Origin of the sequence: Rhizobium sp. NFR07 (genome assembly GCF_900111905.1) — a bacterium.
Classification (GTDB): Bacteria; Pseudomonadota; Alphaproteobacteria; order Rhizobiales; family Rhizobiaceae; genus Neorhizobium.
Map to the genome: position 1 here is coordinate 49,681 of NZ_FOKM01000002.1, position 13,658 is coordinate 63,338.

Annotated in this window: 14 protein-coding genes; 5 read left to right on the forward strand and 9 right to left on the reverse strand. The window is 63.3% G+C overall.

What is annotated here, in order from left to right; translation table 11 throughout:
- Positions 1 to 4 precede the first annotated feature (4 nt).
- The 8 genes from BM216_RS03810 to BM216_RS03845 form a co-directional block, all read right to left on the reverse strand.
- Entirely contained in the window at positions 5 to 862 is an 858-nt protein-coding gene (locus BM216_RS03810) for a CheR family methyltransferase (protein WP_244530073.1), read from the reverse strand.
- A gap of 10 nt (positions 863 to 872) precedes the next feature.
- Positions 873 to 1,361 carry a chemotaxis protein CheW gene (locus BM216_RS03815; protein ID WP_092995282.1) on the reverse strand — a complete coding sequence of 163 codons (489 nt, stop codon included), beginning with the start codon at positions 1,359 to 1,361 and terminating at the stop codon, positions 873 to 875.
- A 3-nt stretch (positions 1,362 to 1,364) separates the two neighbouring features.
- Positions 1,365 to 3,170, reverse strand: a complete 1,806-nt coding sequence (locus BM216_RS03820) for a methyl-accepting chemotaxis protein (protein ID WP_092995285.1) — start codon at positions 3,168 to 3,170, stop codon at positions 1,365 to 1,367.
- A gap of 174 nt (positions 3,171 to 3,344) precedes the next feature.
- Entirely contained in the window at positions 3,345 to 5,039 is a 1,695-nt protein-coding gene (locus BM216_RS03825) for a methyl-accepting chemotaxis protein (RefSeq protein WP_092995288.1), read from the reverse strand.
- A gap of 30 nt (positions 5,040 to 5,069) precedes the next feature.
- Positions 5,070 to 5,576, reverse strand: coding sequence for a chemotaxis protein CheW (locus BM216_RS03830; protein WP_092995291.1), 507 nt, complete (start codon positions 5,574 to 5,576; stop codon positions 5,070 to 5,072).
- Positions 5,573 to 7,576: a chemotaxis protein CheA gene (locus BM216_RS03835; RefSeq protein WP_092995294.1), complete on the reverse strand. Its 2,004-nt coding sequence runs from the start codon at positions 7,574 to 7,576 to the stop codon at positions 5,573 to 5,575. Before BM216_RS03835 ends, BM216_RS03830 begins: the two co-directional genes overlap by 4 nt.
- Positions 7,573 to 7,941 carry a response regulator gene (locus BM216_RS03840; protein WP_092995297.1) on the reverse strand — a complete coding sequence of 123 codons (369 nt, stop codon included), beginning with the start codon at positions 7,939 to 7,941 and terminating at the stop codon, positions 7,573 to 7,575. Before BM216_RS03840 ends, BM216_RS03835 begins: the two co-directional genes overlap by 4 nt.
- Positions 7,938 to 8,267: an STAS domain-containing protein gene (locus BM216_RS03845; RefSeq protein ID WP_092995300.1), complete on the reverse strand. Its 330-nt coding sequence runs from the start codon at positions 8,265 to 8,267 to the stop codon at positions 7,938 to 7,940. The genes BM216_RS03840 and BM216_RS03845 overlap by 4 nt, the downstream gene beginning before the upstream one ends.
- Positions 8,268 to 8,624: 357 nt before the next feature.
- Here BM216_RS03845 and BM216_RS03850 point away from each other — a divergent pair, with 357 nt between their 5' ends.
- From BM216_RS03850 to truB, 3 genes are all read left to right on the forward strand, one after another.
- Positions 8,625 to 10,385, forward strand: a complete 1,761-nt coding sequence (locus BM216_RS03850; protein ID WP_143102720.1) for a methyl-accepting chemotaxis protein — start codon at positions 8,625 to 8,627, stop codon at positions 10,383 to 10,385.
- Positions 10,386 to 10,560: 175 nt separating this feature from the next.
- A complete protein-coding gene (rbfA, locus tag BM216_RS03855; protein WP_092995306.1) occupies positions 10,561 to 10,968 on the forward strand; it encodes a 30S ribosome-binding factor RbfA in 408 nt (135 codons plus the stop codon).
- Positions 10,969 to 10,983: 15 nt separating this feature from the next.
- A complete protein-coding gene (truB, locus tag BM216_RS03860; protein WP_092995309.1) occupies positions 10,984 to 11,913 on the forward strand; it encodes a tRNA pseudouridine(55) synthase TruB in 930 nt (309 codons plus the stop codon).
- Positions 11,914 to 11,943: 30 nt separating this feature from the next.
- On the opposite strand, the gene BM216_RS33250 is transcribed toward truB, so the two are convergent.
- Positions 11,944 to 12,126 (reverse strand): hypothetical protein, encoded by a 183-nt coding sequence (locus tag BM216_RS33250; RefSeq protein ID WP_143102721.1) that lies wholly within the window; start codon positions 12,124 to 12,126, stop codon positions 11,944 to 11,946.
- A gap of 21 nt (positions 12,127 to 12,147) precedes the next feature.
- Between BM216_RS33250 and BM216_RS03865 the strand changes: the two genes are divergently transcribed.
- Complete coding sequence (locus BM216_RS03865) at positions 12,148 to 13,062, forward strand: LysR substrate-binding domain-containing protein (protein WP_092995312.1); 915 nt, start codon at positions 12,148 to 12,150, stop codon at positions 13,060 to 13,062.
- 182 nt (positions 13,063 to 13,244) lie between these two features.
- On the forward strand, positions 13,245 to 13,514 hold the full coding sequence (gene rpsO / locus BM216_RS03870) for a 30S ribosomal protein S15 (RefSeq protein WP_007528962.1): 270 nt from the start codon (positions 13,245 to 13,247) through the stop codon (positions 13,512 to 13,514).
- Positions 13,515 to 13,658: the final 144 nt, after the last annotated feature.

The window sequence follows — 13,658 nt, forward strand, 5'->3', positions numbered from 1 at the left end:
AAGTCTAAACCCGCTTGAACACCGTGTTGGCCACCTGCCTTATCGGCAGGTCGAACCCGGTCACGGTCTCCGAATGGCCGATGAACAGGTAACCGCCCGGCATCAGGCAGTCGCAAAGCCTCGACAGAACCTGCTGCTGCGTCGGCTTGTCGAAATAGATCAGCACATTGCGGCAGAAGATAATGTGCATCGGATCGCCGACCGGGTAGCTCGCATCCATCAGGTTGAGGCGGGCAAAGCCCACCTTCTGACGCAGTTTCGGGGTAATCCGCATTTCGCTGCGATGCTTGTTGGCCGGCTGCATGACGTAGCGGCGCATCACGTCGGCCGGCACCGGCGCCATCAGTTCGGAGGCGTAGATACCCTTCTGCGCCTTTTGCAGCACGTCGGTCGAAAGGTCGGTCGCGAGCACGAAATAGTCCCGGTCCGGTGCCTGGGACTTCATATAGTCCGACAAGACCATGGCGAGCGTATAGGGCTCGGCGCCCGTCGAGCAGGCCGAGCTCCAGACGCGCAGGCGGCGTTCGGAAAAGTTCTGGAAGATCTCCGGCAGCGCGTGATCGCGCATGTATTCGAAATGCTTCGGCTCGCGGAAGAAGTCGGTCTTGTTGGTGGTGACGACGTCGATGAGGTAGATCGTTTCGCTTTCGATCCCCCCGTGATTGAATAGATAGTCGCAATAGGCGTCGAAGGAAGAAATGCCGGTGACCCTGAGGCGGCGGCGCAGCCGGCCTTCGAGCATGGTCGCCTTGTTCAGCGGCATCTTGATGCCGCTGTAGCTATAGATGAATTTGGCGAGCGCATCGAAATTGCGCTTGCTGAGCCGGTCGTCCAGCGATTGGGTCTTTGCTGCTATGCTCACGATGCTGCCGTCATGCCACCTGCGCCGAAGGCGCGACGCCGGCAAGCGCCGGGCCCGCATCGGAGAACAGCCGCGCGAGGTCGATGATGACGACGAAGCCGCCATCCCGACGCACGACGCCGGCGATATAGTCCGATCGCCAGCGGATGCCGATATCCGGCGCGCTCTCGATCTGATCCCTGGCGAATGGCACGACCTCGTAGACCCGGTCGGCGACGAGGCCGAGCGCGAGCACCTTGTCGGCGATCGGCACGTCAAGCACGAGCATGCGCGTATGCGGCGTCCTGACCGTGGCGCTCATACCGAGCCGGATCCTCAGATCGATGATCGGCACGCCCTGTCCGCGCACGTCGCGCAGCCCGAGCAGATAGTCCGGCCCGTGCGGGATCCTGAAGGCATCCTCGTGGTCGAGGATTTCACGCACCACCTCGACCGGCACGGCGAAGAGTTCCTCGCCGAGGCTGAAGGTGACGAACTGGGATTCGGATGATGAGGCCATGGTTCAAGCGCTTTCCCGGAAGTCGTCGTCGTCACGGTCTGGACCGCCCATCGACATGTCCAGCGCAAAACCCTTGGCGCGGGCCTGCTGCTGGGCAATGGACTGATCCTGTGAGGGGCGTGTGCGGGCCGATGCCTGCGGCCGTGCTGCCGCCTGGGCAGGACGTGCGGCCGGTGCGTTATGGGCCGGAGCGGCCGCCTTGCGCTCCACGCGGAAGAAGGCGATCGAGGCCTGCAGCTCTTCCGCCTGAGCGGCAAGTTCCTCGGAGGTCGAGGACATTTCTTCCGAGGCACCGGCATTCTGCTGGATCACCTTGTCGAGCTGCTGGATCGCTTCGTTGATCTGCGCCGCGCCGATATCCTGCTCGCGGCAGGCGGCGGAGATTTCCGACACCAACTCGGCAGTCTTCTGGATGTCCGGGACCAGCTTGTTCAGCATCTCGCCGGCCTGGGTCGCGGTCTGCACGGTGGTGCCGGAAAGCGCGCTGATCTCGGCAGCGGCGGCCTGCGAGCGTTCTGCGAGCTTGCGGACTTCCGAGGCGACGACGGCAAAGCCCTTGCCGTGTTCGCCGGCACGGGCAGCCTCGACGGCGGCGTTGAGGGCGAGAAGGTCGGTCTGGCGGGCGATTTCCTGGACGATGGAGATCTTCTCGGCGATCGTGCGCATGGCGGCAACCGCCTGGGCAACGGCCTGGCCGGAGGCTTCCGCATCCTTCGACGACTGGCGGGCGATCTTTTCCGTCTGGGCAGCGTTATCGGCGTTCTGCTTGATGTTGGCGGCCATCTCTTCCATCGAGGCGGAAGCCTCTTCGGCGGCGGCGGCCTGTTCGGTCGCACCTTCCGACAGCTGTTCGGAGCCGGCAGACAGTTCCTGGCTGCCCGACGAGACATTGTCGGAGGCCGACAGCGCATCGGCGACGACGCCGCGCAGGCGCTCGACCATGCTTTCCAGCGCGATGCCGAGCGTATCGCGATCCGACAGCGGCTTCGGCGTCACCGTCAGGTTGCCGTTGGAGATCTGGTCGGCGATATCTGCGGTCTGACGCAGGTTGGCGGTCATGATGTTGACCTTGGTGACGAGGTCGCGGATCTCGTCATTGGACTTGATCTCGACCGTCTGGTTGAGGTCGCCGATCGAAACCGCTTCGGCGACGACCATCACCTTGTTGAGGCCGCGGCTGATGCCGAGCGCGATCCAGGTGGCGGCACCGGCGGCGATCAGCAGTGCGGCTGCAGCGAGCGAGATCATCACCAGGCGGGTGTGTTCGTAGACGTCGTGGGCGACAACGCTCGCCTGTTCCAGATGGGTCTTCTCGTAGGCGATCAGCTGCTTGAACAGGTCGTCCATGGAATTGGCGATATTGCGGGCGTCATCGTCCGAAATGCGCTGGGCAGTCGAGCGGTCGCCGGTACCGATGGCGGAACGGATGCGGTCATCCTGGCGGCGGAAGTCGCCGGAGAACTGCGCCAGCTTTTCCCAGATCGGCCGGCTCTGTTCCGTCGCCTTTGCCGTGCCCTGGCTCATGGCCTCGTCGAAATTCCGGCGGGCCTCGTCGGCGAGTGCGGTATATTTCTGGGCATCCGCCGTGTTGTCGGCGTTCAGCAGGTTCTTCTGCTGGCGGATCTGCTGCAGTTGCTGGATATCCAGTTCCTGCGCCATCTCGAGGCGGGCGGCCGGTCCTTCCAGGACACCCTCGAGATTGTCGTTGAGGTTGCCGAGGCTGAGCATGGCATAGCCGGCGGTTCCCACAAGCATGAGAATGATCAGCCCGAAGGCGAGGGCCAGTTTCAGTTTGATGGTGAACCGCATCGTCCGTGTCCTTTGACAACTTCGTAAGATGGAGCCTCCGGCGAGGCTCCGATGCGAAGACTGATGCATTCACTCTTGCGCTTTGAGATGATCCGCCCGCGTCATGCGGATGGAAATCCGGACCTTAAGGCCCAAAGGGAATAAGTCCGGGCCCGTGAGCCCGGAGGATCGGTATCAGGCGCTTTCGCGGAAGTGATCGTCGTCCGCGTCCGGGCCGCCCATCGACATGTCGAGCGCAAAGCCCTTGGCGCGGGCCTGCTGGCTGTGAACGGTGTGGGCAGCGGGACGGGCGGCGGGAGCTGCGGGGCGCTGAGCAAGCTTTGCGGCGGCGCGCGGTGCGGGCGCGCTCATCCGGGCCGATGGGGCCCTCGCGCCAGCCTGATCGACGCGGAAGAAGGCGATCGAGGCCTGCAGTTCCTCGGCCTGCGACGCGAGTTCTTCGGAGGTCGCGGACATCTCTTCCGAGGCACCGGCATTCTGCTGGGTCACCTTGTCGAGCTGCTGGATCGCTTCATTGATCTGGGCGGCTCCGATATCCTGCTCGCGGCAGGCGGCGGAGATTTCCGAGACCAGTTCGGCGGTTTTCTGGATATCCGGCACCAGGCGGTTCAGCATTTCGCCAGCTTCGGTCGCAACCTGCACCGTCTCGCCGGAGAGCGTGCTGATTTCGGCAGCGGCAGCCTGCGAACGCTCGGCAAGCTTACGGACTTCCGAGGCGACGACGGCAAAGCCCTTGCCATGCTCGCCGGCACGCGCAGCCTCGACGGCGGCGTTGAGTGCGAGAAGGTCGGTCTGGCGGGCGATTTCCTGGACGATGGAGATCTTTTCGGCGATCGTGCGCATGGCGCCGACGGCGCGGTTGACGGCCTGGCCGGAGATCTCGGCATCGCGCGACGACTGGCGGGCGATCTTTTCCGTCTGGGCAGCGTTGTCGGCATTCTGCTTGATATTGGCCGCCATCTCTTCCATCGAGGCGGATGCCTCTTCGGCGGCGGATGCCTGTTCGGTCGCGCCCTGGGAGAGCTGTTCGGAGCTGGCCGAGAGTTCCTGGCTGCCGGACGAGACGTTGTCGGAGGCCGACAAGGCATCGCCGACGACGCCGCGCAGGCGTTCGATCATCGTGTTGACGTAACCGAGCAGATCACCGATCTCGTCCTTGCTGGTGATCGTGGCAAAGCGAGTGAGATCGCCCTCGGCCACGTTCTGCACGGCGCCAACGGCATTGCGCAGACCCTTGTTGATGCTCATCGCGATCCAGAAGGCGGCGAGAACGGCGACGAGCAGGGCCACAGCCGCGACCGAGATCATCACCAGACGGGTCTGGAGGTAATCGGCATCAGCCTGTTCGTCGGCTGCCAGAAGGCGGCCTTCCTCGAGCTTGACCACTTCGGAAAGCAGCGCGTCGATCTCGTTGGTGACGGCGCGTGCCTCGTTGCTGGAAATCCGATTGGCGCCGATCGTGTCGCCGGCGAGCATCAGGGCGCGGATCTGGTCGTCCTGCTTGCGGAACTCGGCGGTGAAGCCGGAAAGCTTGTTCCAGTAGACCATGCCCTGCTCGGTGGCGCGGGCCTTGATCTGCTCGAACGTATTGTCGAAATCGGCGCGGCCGGTATCACCGCGACCGATATAGGTCTTCATTTCCTCGGTGCCGGAGGCGAGCAGCAGGTTCTTCTGCTGGCGGATCTGTTGCAGCTGTTCGTTGCTCAGCGCCTGGGCCAGCTTGAGGCGAGTGGCCGGTCCCTGCAGCACGTTTTCAAGCGTGTCGTTGAGATTGCCGAGGCTGTAGACGCCGTAGCCGGCGGTCACCATCAGCATCACGATGATGAAGCCGAAGGCGGAAGCGAGCTTGAGCTTGATGGACGCACGCATGTGTCTGTCTCCGTCAGAGTTTGACTGACCTTAGGCCGCCGTGGCGGAACGATCGTGTTGGGCTGAAAAGATGACCTGGAGGTTCGGAAGGATGATGAATTCGCTTCCGCGCTTGACCAGGCAGTCGATGAAATCAGGGCGCCAGCGCATACCGACGCTCGGGGGCGGCTCGCTCGCCGAGCGCTGCAGCGTCGTTACCTCATGCACCTTGTCCGTGCGGATGCCGGCGAGCACCGGTTCGTCGTCGATCTCGATTTCGATGACGATGATGCGGCTGTCGATCGTCGGTCGCGTCGCTTCCATGCCGAAGGCAAGGCGGATATCGGCGAGCGGGATGACCTTGCCGCGGAAATTGATGACACTGCCGACAAAGGCCTTGGCGCCCGGGACGCTGGTTTCCGGCAGGAGATCGAGGATTTCCTGGACGATGAAGGCTTCCAGCGCAAAGGTCTCGCCGGCGATCTCGAAGGTCAGCACCTCCAGCTCGTCGCGGCCGTTCCACAGGTCTTCGGAGAGTTTTCTAACTGCTTGGTTCATCCGGCTGCGCGCAGATGCGCCTCCTGTTGCTGCCCTTCGGCGACGAGATGGCCGACGTCGAGGATGAGGGCGACGCCGCCGTCGCCCAGAATGGTGGCGCCGGAGAACATCCCGACATCATGGTGAAGCTTCGACATGCCCTTGATCACCGTCTGGTGGTCACCGATGATCTGGTCGACGACGAGGCCGACACGCTCGGAGCCGGTGGAAATGACGACGACCTTCTGGAACGGATCGGGCTTGGTGCCGGTGCGGAAGAGATCGCGCAGGCGCAGGAAGGGCACGAGGCTGTCCCTCAGCGAGATGAAGCTGCGGCCGCGCGAGCGCATGTCCTCCTCGACCGAAAGCTCGAGGCATTCCTCGACCGCCGAGAGCGGAATGACATAGCGGGCATTGCCGACCCGCACGAGCAGACCGTCGATGATCGCGAGCGTCAGCGGGATGGCGAGCGAGATTTCCGAACCTTCGCCCGGCCGGCTCACGACGTTGATCGTACCGCGCAGCGCATCGATCGTGCGCTTGACCACGTCCATGCCGACACCGCGGCCGGAAAGATTGGTGACGGCCTGCGCCGTCGAGAAGCCCGGCTGGAAGATCAGCTGGTAGAGTTCCTGGTCGGTGAGGCTGGCATTGGGCTGGATGAGCCCGGAGGATTCGGCCTTGGCGCGGACACGGTCCTTGTTGATGCCGCGGCCGTCGTCCTTGATGGTGATGATCACCTCGCCGGCCTGCTGGCGGGCGGAGAGATGGATGCGGCCCGCTTCCGGCTTGCCGGCGACGCGGCGTTCTTCCGCCGTCTCAAGGCCGTGATCGCAGGAATTGCGCACCAGATGCACCATCGGATCGGCGAGGCGTTCGATGACGCTCTTGTCGACTTCGGTGGTTTCGCCCTCGGTGACGAGTTCGATCCTCTTGCCGGTCTCGTTGGCGAGGTCGTGGACAAGGCGGCGGAAGCGGCCGAACAGCTGGGTGACAGGCACCATGCGCAGGACCATCATCGTGTCGCGAAGTTCGCCGGACAGGCGCTCGACATCTTCGGAGACGGCGCGCAGCTGAAGATCACCGCTGCCGCCCGCAAGCTGCGACAGCCGCGACTGGGCAATCACAAGCTCGCCGACGCGGTCCATCAGCTCGTCGAGCCGTTCAGCCGGAACGCGAACATTCTCGGCGGCCTTCGCAGCTTTCGCGTCGGCAGGCGCATTCGTTGCGGGTGAGGCAACGGCTGCCGGGGCGGGGAGAGACGAAGAAATCGTGGGTTCTGGAGCTGCCGCAGGGGCTTTGATCGTGGTGACCGGTGCTTCCGGCTCAACCGGTGCTGCGACCTCCTCAACGACAAGCTCCATGTCGTCCATGACGAAGATGAAGACGTCGTCGATCGCCGAGCGCGGCTGATCCGTCAGCAGTTCGACATCCCAGGCGATGTGGAGATCGGTCGGAGCAAGCACGTCGAGCGACGGGATCTTCGAGCGATCGGCGACGATGCGGCAGGTGCCGAGGTCGCGCAGCTCGTCGAGCAGCGGCAGGGGATTGGTGCCGTTCGCCATGGCGTTCTGCGGCAGGCTGAAACGGATCTTGTAGAGTATGCGGGCGGGACCTGCGGCGGGCGCGGCAGCATCGCCACTATCGGCGCCGTCCACGGCACGACGCAGGTTGTCGAGCAGCGTCTCGCTCATCGCCTCGTGGTCGCCCATGGGCGTTTCCACCAGTGCCCGCATATGGTCCCTGGCGCCGAGCACGGCGGTGACCAGCGCATGGGTGGCCGGAACCTCGCCCTTGCGGACGCGGTCGAAGGCGGTTTCGCAATGGTGGGTGAAGGCGGCGAGCGCCTCGAAGCCGAACATCGCGCCGGAGCCCTTGAGCGTATGGAGGCCGCGGAAGACCGCGTCGACCTGATCCTTGTCGCCGAGATTCACATTGAGATCGAGAAGACCGGCCTCGATCTGTTCCAGAAGCTCGGCTGCTTCCGTCCTGAATACCGCGATAGGATCAGGAAAGCTCATTTGCCGAGCACCTTCCTGGCGATCTTGACGAGGCTTTCCGGGTCGAAAGGCTTGGTCAGCCAGCCGGTGGCGCCGGCAGCCTTTGCCTCGGCCTTCAGTTCGGCGTCGGATTCGGTGGTGAGGAAGATGACCGGCACGCCCATATGGGCCGGCAGCTTGCGCAGCTCCCGGATCATCGTCAGACCATCCATGTTGGGCATGTTGAGGTCGGTGACGATGAGATCGAACTGTCCTGCATTGAGCTTGGCAAGGCCGTCGAGGCCGTCGACAGCCTCCGTCACCTGGTAGCCGGCATTGGTCAGCGCGACCCTCGTCGTCAGTCGGATACTCGCCGAATCGTCGACGGTGAGGATGGTGGCGCTCATTGATTTGTCCCCTGATGAAGCCAGAATTTCGCGTCTTCGGCCGACATGCCTTCGAGGAAGCCGCTGCGGCGCAGCGTTTCGAGCAGCGCACCGGTGGCCGGCTGCGACAGCGCGATGCGCTTGCCGGCAGTCTCGGCATGGATCCTTGCTGCCTCGATCATCTGGATGAAGCTGATGTCGACCTGCACATCATCCGCCAGCGCGATCGTGGCGGCCTCGTGTGCGTCTATGAAGGTCAGCATATTCTCGCGCACCGCAGAGATCGTCCGAACTGTCAGGTTGTCGGACAAGGCGAGCTGCGGCTCGCTATGACTGGAGGTATTCATTCGTACTCCAAAAGTCTTCGAATATGCTGAAATAGCCCGCCAAAGTTGAGCCATCATGCTTAACCGGGCGTTAATTCGCTCCAGTGAGTTTTCGTGCGGCATTAGTAATAAGCGGCGTTCGTAACCTGTTCATATCTGCCGAAAATTAACCACGCGCGCCGAATCCGCTTCAGTGTTTCATGCCGGTTAACCCTCGTTCCCGCAGATTGCCGCCATGCGAAGACAGCCCGTGTCTCGCCGATTGCCGAGCTCTTTGAAGCCGGCAGCGACGAGGCGGAGAACTGTCCCATGATGAACAGGGTGAAGTCTCTGCCGATCAGGCCTCAAGGTCGACGGCAGTCATGAAGGGTGATGCGCGTGGCAGTCGCGGCAGTATTGTTGAACACGACCGAAGTTTCTCCGGCCCCCGTGCATCAGGTGTTTCGCGGCGCAGACCATGGCGCCGGCCTCGTCGCCAGGATGGAGACCGCCCGTTCGCGGATCGAGGAGCGTTTCCTTGAAGGGGGCGCTGCCCTGCTTTCCATTCTCGATGCGCTTAACAAGCTGATCGTCTCGCTCAATCAGCTGACCGGATCGCTTGACGAGGAGACCGCAAACGCCACGATGGCGGAACTCCAGCAGACGGTCGGCAAGCTGGCCGAGCTGAGCAAGCTGGAGACCGCGCGCCAGGCCGGTTTCGGCGAAATTTCCACTTCCCAGCGCAACCTGCGTCCGCATGTCGAGAACATGCAGGAAACCATGCGCTACCTGCGCACATTCGCCGTCACCGCCAAGATCACCGGCGCCGGCATCGAGGATTTTGCGGGCTTTGCCGAGGAAATCCTGGAGCGCATTCACACCGGCACGCGGCAGGTCAACGAATTCGGCGACAAACTGCAGCATCTCGGTGCGGGCCTCGGATCGGTCATGGCGCGGGGCGAGAAGATCATCGCAAGCTATGAGACGGCGATCCCGGCCATCGTCTCGGACCTGTCCAGGGGTGGCGCCGATATCGGCGGCCAGCGCAAGGTCCTGGTCGAGCGCGCCGAGCGCGTCCGCAAGATCGCCTCGGGCATCCAGGGCAAGTTGGCCTCGACCCTTTCGGCCATGCAGATCGGCGATATCACCCGCCAGCGCATCGAGCACTGCCAGGCATCGCTGACGTTGCTCGACGGCTATCTCGCGGCCGAGGCGGCCGATCTCAATGAGGCCGATCGCGACAACCTGTCGTCCATCGTCACCAATCTCGTTGCAGCCCAGCTCGGCCAGTCGATCGACGACTTCGATCGCGATACGGCCAAGATCGTCGCGACGGTCGCAAGCTTCCGCTCCGATCTCGCACAGATCGACGACCTGCGCTCGATGATGACAGAAGAGAGCGAAAGCGACGGCGACAACGCCATGCGCCGCCTGGAAGCCAATGTCGGCACCGCCCGGGAGGCAGTGCGCGATATCGAGGCTGTGGCAACGGAAGCAGGCGAACTCAGCCGTTCAACAGGCACCACGGTCCGCGAGCTGATCGATGGCGTCGGTCTGCTGCAGCTCGTGCGCACCGACATTCACTACATGGCGCTGAACACCAATCTTCGCTGCGGCAAGATCGGCGAGCAGGGCAAGGCGCTCAACGTTGTTACCGCCGAACTGCGCAATTTTGCCGGCGCGCTGGATGAGACCGCCGAAAAGGTCCTGCTCGAACTGACGGCGCTGGAATCGGCCGCTGAGAAGTTGAATATCGCGCAGGACGGTGATGGCGAGACGCTGGATGGCCGCCTCGAGAAGGCGATGGAGAATATCCGCGCCGTCGGCGACCGAATGGATACCGGGGCCGATGCGCTGGGCGAGCAGAGCGCCGTTGCCATCGGCGAAATGGACAGATCCCTGTCGCGGCTCGACTTCAAGGCGGAACTCGGCGAAGTCCTGCGCAGCTGCGCCAACGAGATCGCTGCCGTGGAAAGCGATGCGCCTTCCATGACGCTGGTTCCGGCACTTTCCGATCTTTCCGCACGTATCGCCCGCCTTTACACCATGGTTTCCGAGCGGGAGGTCCATGCCGCTATCCTGGGAGAGGCGCCGCCCGTTGCGTCACCTGCGGTGACAGCGGTGATGAGCGACGACGACATCGACGACGCCCTGTTCTGATCAGACCGGGTCGCCTGATTTGTCGGCCCGCCTGTCGCGTGGTGACGTGCTCGCGCCCGAATTATTCGGGGCTTGCGCCTTGACCTTTGCGGTCCGCTGGGTCATTTGACGCCCCTTGATTGAAGAAGCGCCTGTTGCGGGACGAACCCCGGTGGCGCTGGCAAAGAGATTAAACATGGCAAAGGCTACATCTTCGGCGCCCTCCCAGCGCATGCTTCGCGTTGGCGAACAGGTTCGCGCCGCCATCACCCAGGTCCTGCAGCGCGGCGAAGTGCGCGACGACCTGATCGAAAAGACCGTGATCTCCGTGTCGGAAGTGCGCATGTCGCCCGACCTGAAGATCGCGACCGCCTATGTGACGCCGCTCGGCGTTGCCGACCACCAGACGGTCATCGATACGCTCAACCGTCATTCGAAGTTCATCCGCGGCCGCCTCGGAGGCCAGCTGCGCCAGATGAAATACATGCCGGAAGTGCGCTTCCGCGACGACACGAGCTTCGACAATTACAAGAAGATCGACGAGCTGCTCCGTTCGCCTGAAGTCCAGCGGGACCTTGGCGACGACGGCGACGACAACGCTTAAATCTGAAGAGAACGCATGTCCAAACCACGCAAACCCAAGGGCCGGGCTGTTTCCGGCTGGCTGATCCTCGACAAGCCGGTGGATTTCGGCTCCACCGAAGCCGTGTCCAAGATCAAGTGGCTCTTGAATGCCCAGAAGGCCGGCCACGCCGGCACGCTCGATCCGCTCGCCTCCGGCATGCTGCCGATCGCGCTGGGTGACGCGACCAAGACCGTCCCCTACGTCATGGACGGCCGCAAGATCTACGAATTCACCGTGACCTGGGGCGAGGAGCGCTCGACCGACGACCTCGAAGGCGAGGTTACGCAGAGCTCCGACACCCGTCCGGCCGAGCAGGCGATCCGCGATCTCCTGCCCAATTACACCGGCACCATCCAGCAGATCCCGCCGCAGTTCTCCGCGATCAAGATCGCCGGCGAGCGCGCCTATGATCTTGCCCGCGACGGCGAGACGGTCGAGATCCCGTCCCGCGAGGTCGAGGTGTTTCGCCTGACGCTGCTTGGCGTCGAGACAGACAAGGCGCATTTCGAGGTCGAATGCGGCAAGGGCACCTATGTGCGCTCGCTCGCCCGCGACTTCGGCCGCGATCTCGGCTGCTACGGCCATATTTCAAATCTCCGCCGCACCTTCGTCGCCCCGTTCGGCGAGGACAAGATGGTGCCGCTCGCCGATCTGGTGGCGCTGGAAAAGATCGAGGATCGCGACGAGCGTCTCGCAGCACTCGACGCCTATCTGATCGACACGGCGGAAGCGCTGTCCAGCCTGCCGCATCTGCCGGTGACGGACGACCAGGCGCATCGCATCAAGATGGGCAATGCGATCATCCTGCGCGGCCGCGATGTCCCGGTCGAAGAGCCGGAAGCCTACGCGACGGCACGCGGCCGGCTGATCGCCATCGGCGAGATCGGCCAGGGCGAATTCCGCCCCAAGCGCGTCTTCGCCTGAGGCCGTCCCGATGGCCCCCAAGGGCCATCGTCATCGCCTGTCCTGCTGCTCCTTGCCACGTAGCGCGCCCTTTTCCGGCTGCGTTGACTGCAAGGTCGCAAGACGCAGGGCGTCCAGCATGATCGTCAGGATTTCCTTCCACATGGCGGCACCTCCTGCTTCGCCATGTGCGCCCGATTGCCAGCGCCGCTCAAACGAGTTTATCGTCGCCATCGGATGACCTGAGGTTATGCGATGAGGCGTGGCCGACTGCCGTTGACAGCCCTGCGCAGTTTCGAGGTGGCCGGCCGCCTGCGGAGCTTCACGCTGGCTGCGCAGGAACTGTTCATTTCCCAGGCCGCAATCAGCCGCCAGATCCGCGAACTGGAGACGGCGCTGGGGCGCGCGCTGTTCGAGCGTAGGCATCGCAGCGTCCGCCTGACGCCGGCCGGCGAGGCGCTGCTTGCTGTTTTGACGCCGTCTTTCGATGCAATGGGAGATTGCCTGGATGATCTCCAGGCGCAGGCGGCGGATGACAGGTCCGTCGTTACGATCAGCGCCGAGCCCTCCTTCGCGGCCTGCTGGCTGATGCCGCGGCTTTCGGAATTCCAGAAAGAGAACCCGACGATCGACGTGAATGTCGATGCGGATCCGCGCCTGGCGGAGTTTCGCGTCCATGGGACATCGCTTGCGATCCGGCACAGCCTGACGGCAAGCGCCTGGCCGCGCGTGGAAAGCCGGTATCTGACCCATTCGCGCATCTCACCGGCGATGTCCTCCGCCCTCATCGAACGCGACGGGCGGCCGTCGGCACCCTCCGACCTGCTTCGCTACCCTCTTCTTCACGAGGACCGGCGGAATACGTGGCGGCAGTGGTTCGAGGCGGCCGGACTGCCGGGCGTCGAGACCGGACAGGGGCTCGTCTATACGGACGAGGGCCTGATCCTGCAGGCGGCGCTCCGCGGGCAGGGGGTCGCTCTGATCGAAGAGAGGTTCGTCGACGAGGATGTGAGGGCAGGGCGACTGATCCGCCCGTTCGACACCTCGATCCCATTTGGCGCCTATTGGATCGTGGCGCGCCGTTTTGACCGGTTGCCGGCACCCGCTGCGTTGCTGGCGGACTGGATCGAGCGTAGCTTTCGCAAGGACGACCGCCAGACCGGACCATGATAAAGGGGATGGACCGGCGTATGAACGGTAACGAAGTCCGCCTCTTCCATTCCCCCGGTGAATGGTTTATAGGCACCGCCAGCAAAAGCAGGCTTTTGGGCTCGTTTTGCAATTCACGGCCAAGGCTGGACGACATCCCGGCCTTTGGCGACCTCAATCCTCAGTTCAGAAAGGATCACACGATGTCGATCACTGCAGAGCGCAAGACCGCCCTCATCAAGGAATACGCAACCTTCGAAGGCGACACCGGTTCTCCGGAAGTCCAGGTTGCAATCCTGACCGAGCGGATCAACAACCTGACCGAACACTTCAAGGGTCACAAGAAGGACAACCACTCCCGTCGTGGCCTTCTGACCATGGTTTCCAGCCGCCGTTCGCTTCTTGACTATCTCAAGAAGAAGGACGAAGGCCGTTACACCAAGCTGATCGGCAGCCTCGGTATCCGCCGCTAATGAATTGCCGGCGGGCGCTTGACGACAAGCGCCCGCCGCATCTTTTTCCGGGTACTTCGGTACTCTCTACCGGTCCTGCACTCTTTGCGCATGACCAACCAAGGCGGACCCGGATGGGCCGGTTTCGCCACCAAAACCAGACCT

Excerpts from the sequence above, each read along its gene's own strand:
- BM216_RS03825 (WP_092995288.1), bottom strand. The coding sequence starts at position 5,039 with ATGCGTGCGTCCATCAAGCTCAAGCTCGCTTCCGCCTTCGGCTTCATC.
- truB (WP_092995309.1), top strand. The coding sequence starts at position 10,984 with ATGTCCAAACCACGCAAACCCAAGGGCCGGGCTGTTTCCGGCTGGCTG.
- BM216_RS03830 (WP_092995291.1), bottom strand. The coding sequence starts at position 5,576 with ATGAACCAAGCAGTTAGAAAACTCTCCGAAGACCTGTGGAACGGCCGC.
- rpsO (WP_007528962.1), top strand. The coding sequence starts at position 13,245 with ATGTCGATCACTGCAGAGCGCAAGACCGCCCTCATCAAGGAATACGCA.
- BM216_RS03840 (WP_092995297.1), bottom strand. The coding sequence starts at position 7,941 with ATGAGCGCCACCATCCTCACCGTCGACGATTCGGCGAGTATCCGACTG.
- BM216_RS03845 (WP_092995300.1), bottom strand. The coding sequence starts at position 8,267 with ATGAATACCTCCAGTCATAGCGAGCCGCAGCTCGCCTTGTCCGACAAC.
- BM216_RS03820 (WP_092995285.1), bottom strand. The coding sequence starts at position 3,170 with ATGCGGTTCACCATCAAACTGAAACTGGCCCTCGCCTTCGGGCTGATC.
- BM216_RS03835 (WP_092995294.1), bottom strand. The coding sequence starts at position 7,576 with ATGAGCTTTCCTGATCCTATCGCGGTATTCAGGACGGAAGCAGCCGAG.
- rbfA (WP_092995306.1), top strand. The coding sequence starts at position 10,561 with ATGGCAAAGGCTACATCTTCGGCGCCCTCCCAGCGCATGCTTCGCGTT.
- BM216_RS33250 (WP_143102721.1), bottom strand. The coding sequence starts at position 12,126 with ATGGCGACGATAAACTCGTTTGAGCGGCGCTGGCAATCGGGCGCACAT.
- BM216_RS03865 (WP_092995312.1), top strand. The coding sequence starts at position 12,148 with ATGAGGCGTGGCCGACTGCCGTTGACAGCCCTGCGCAGTTTCGAGGTG.
- BM216_RS03815 (WP_092995282.1), bottom strand. The coding sequence starts at position 1,361 with ATGGCCTCATCATCCGAATCCCAGTTCGTCACCTTCAGCCTCGGCGAG.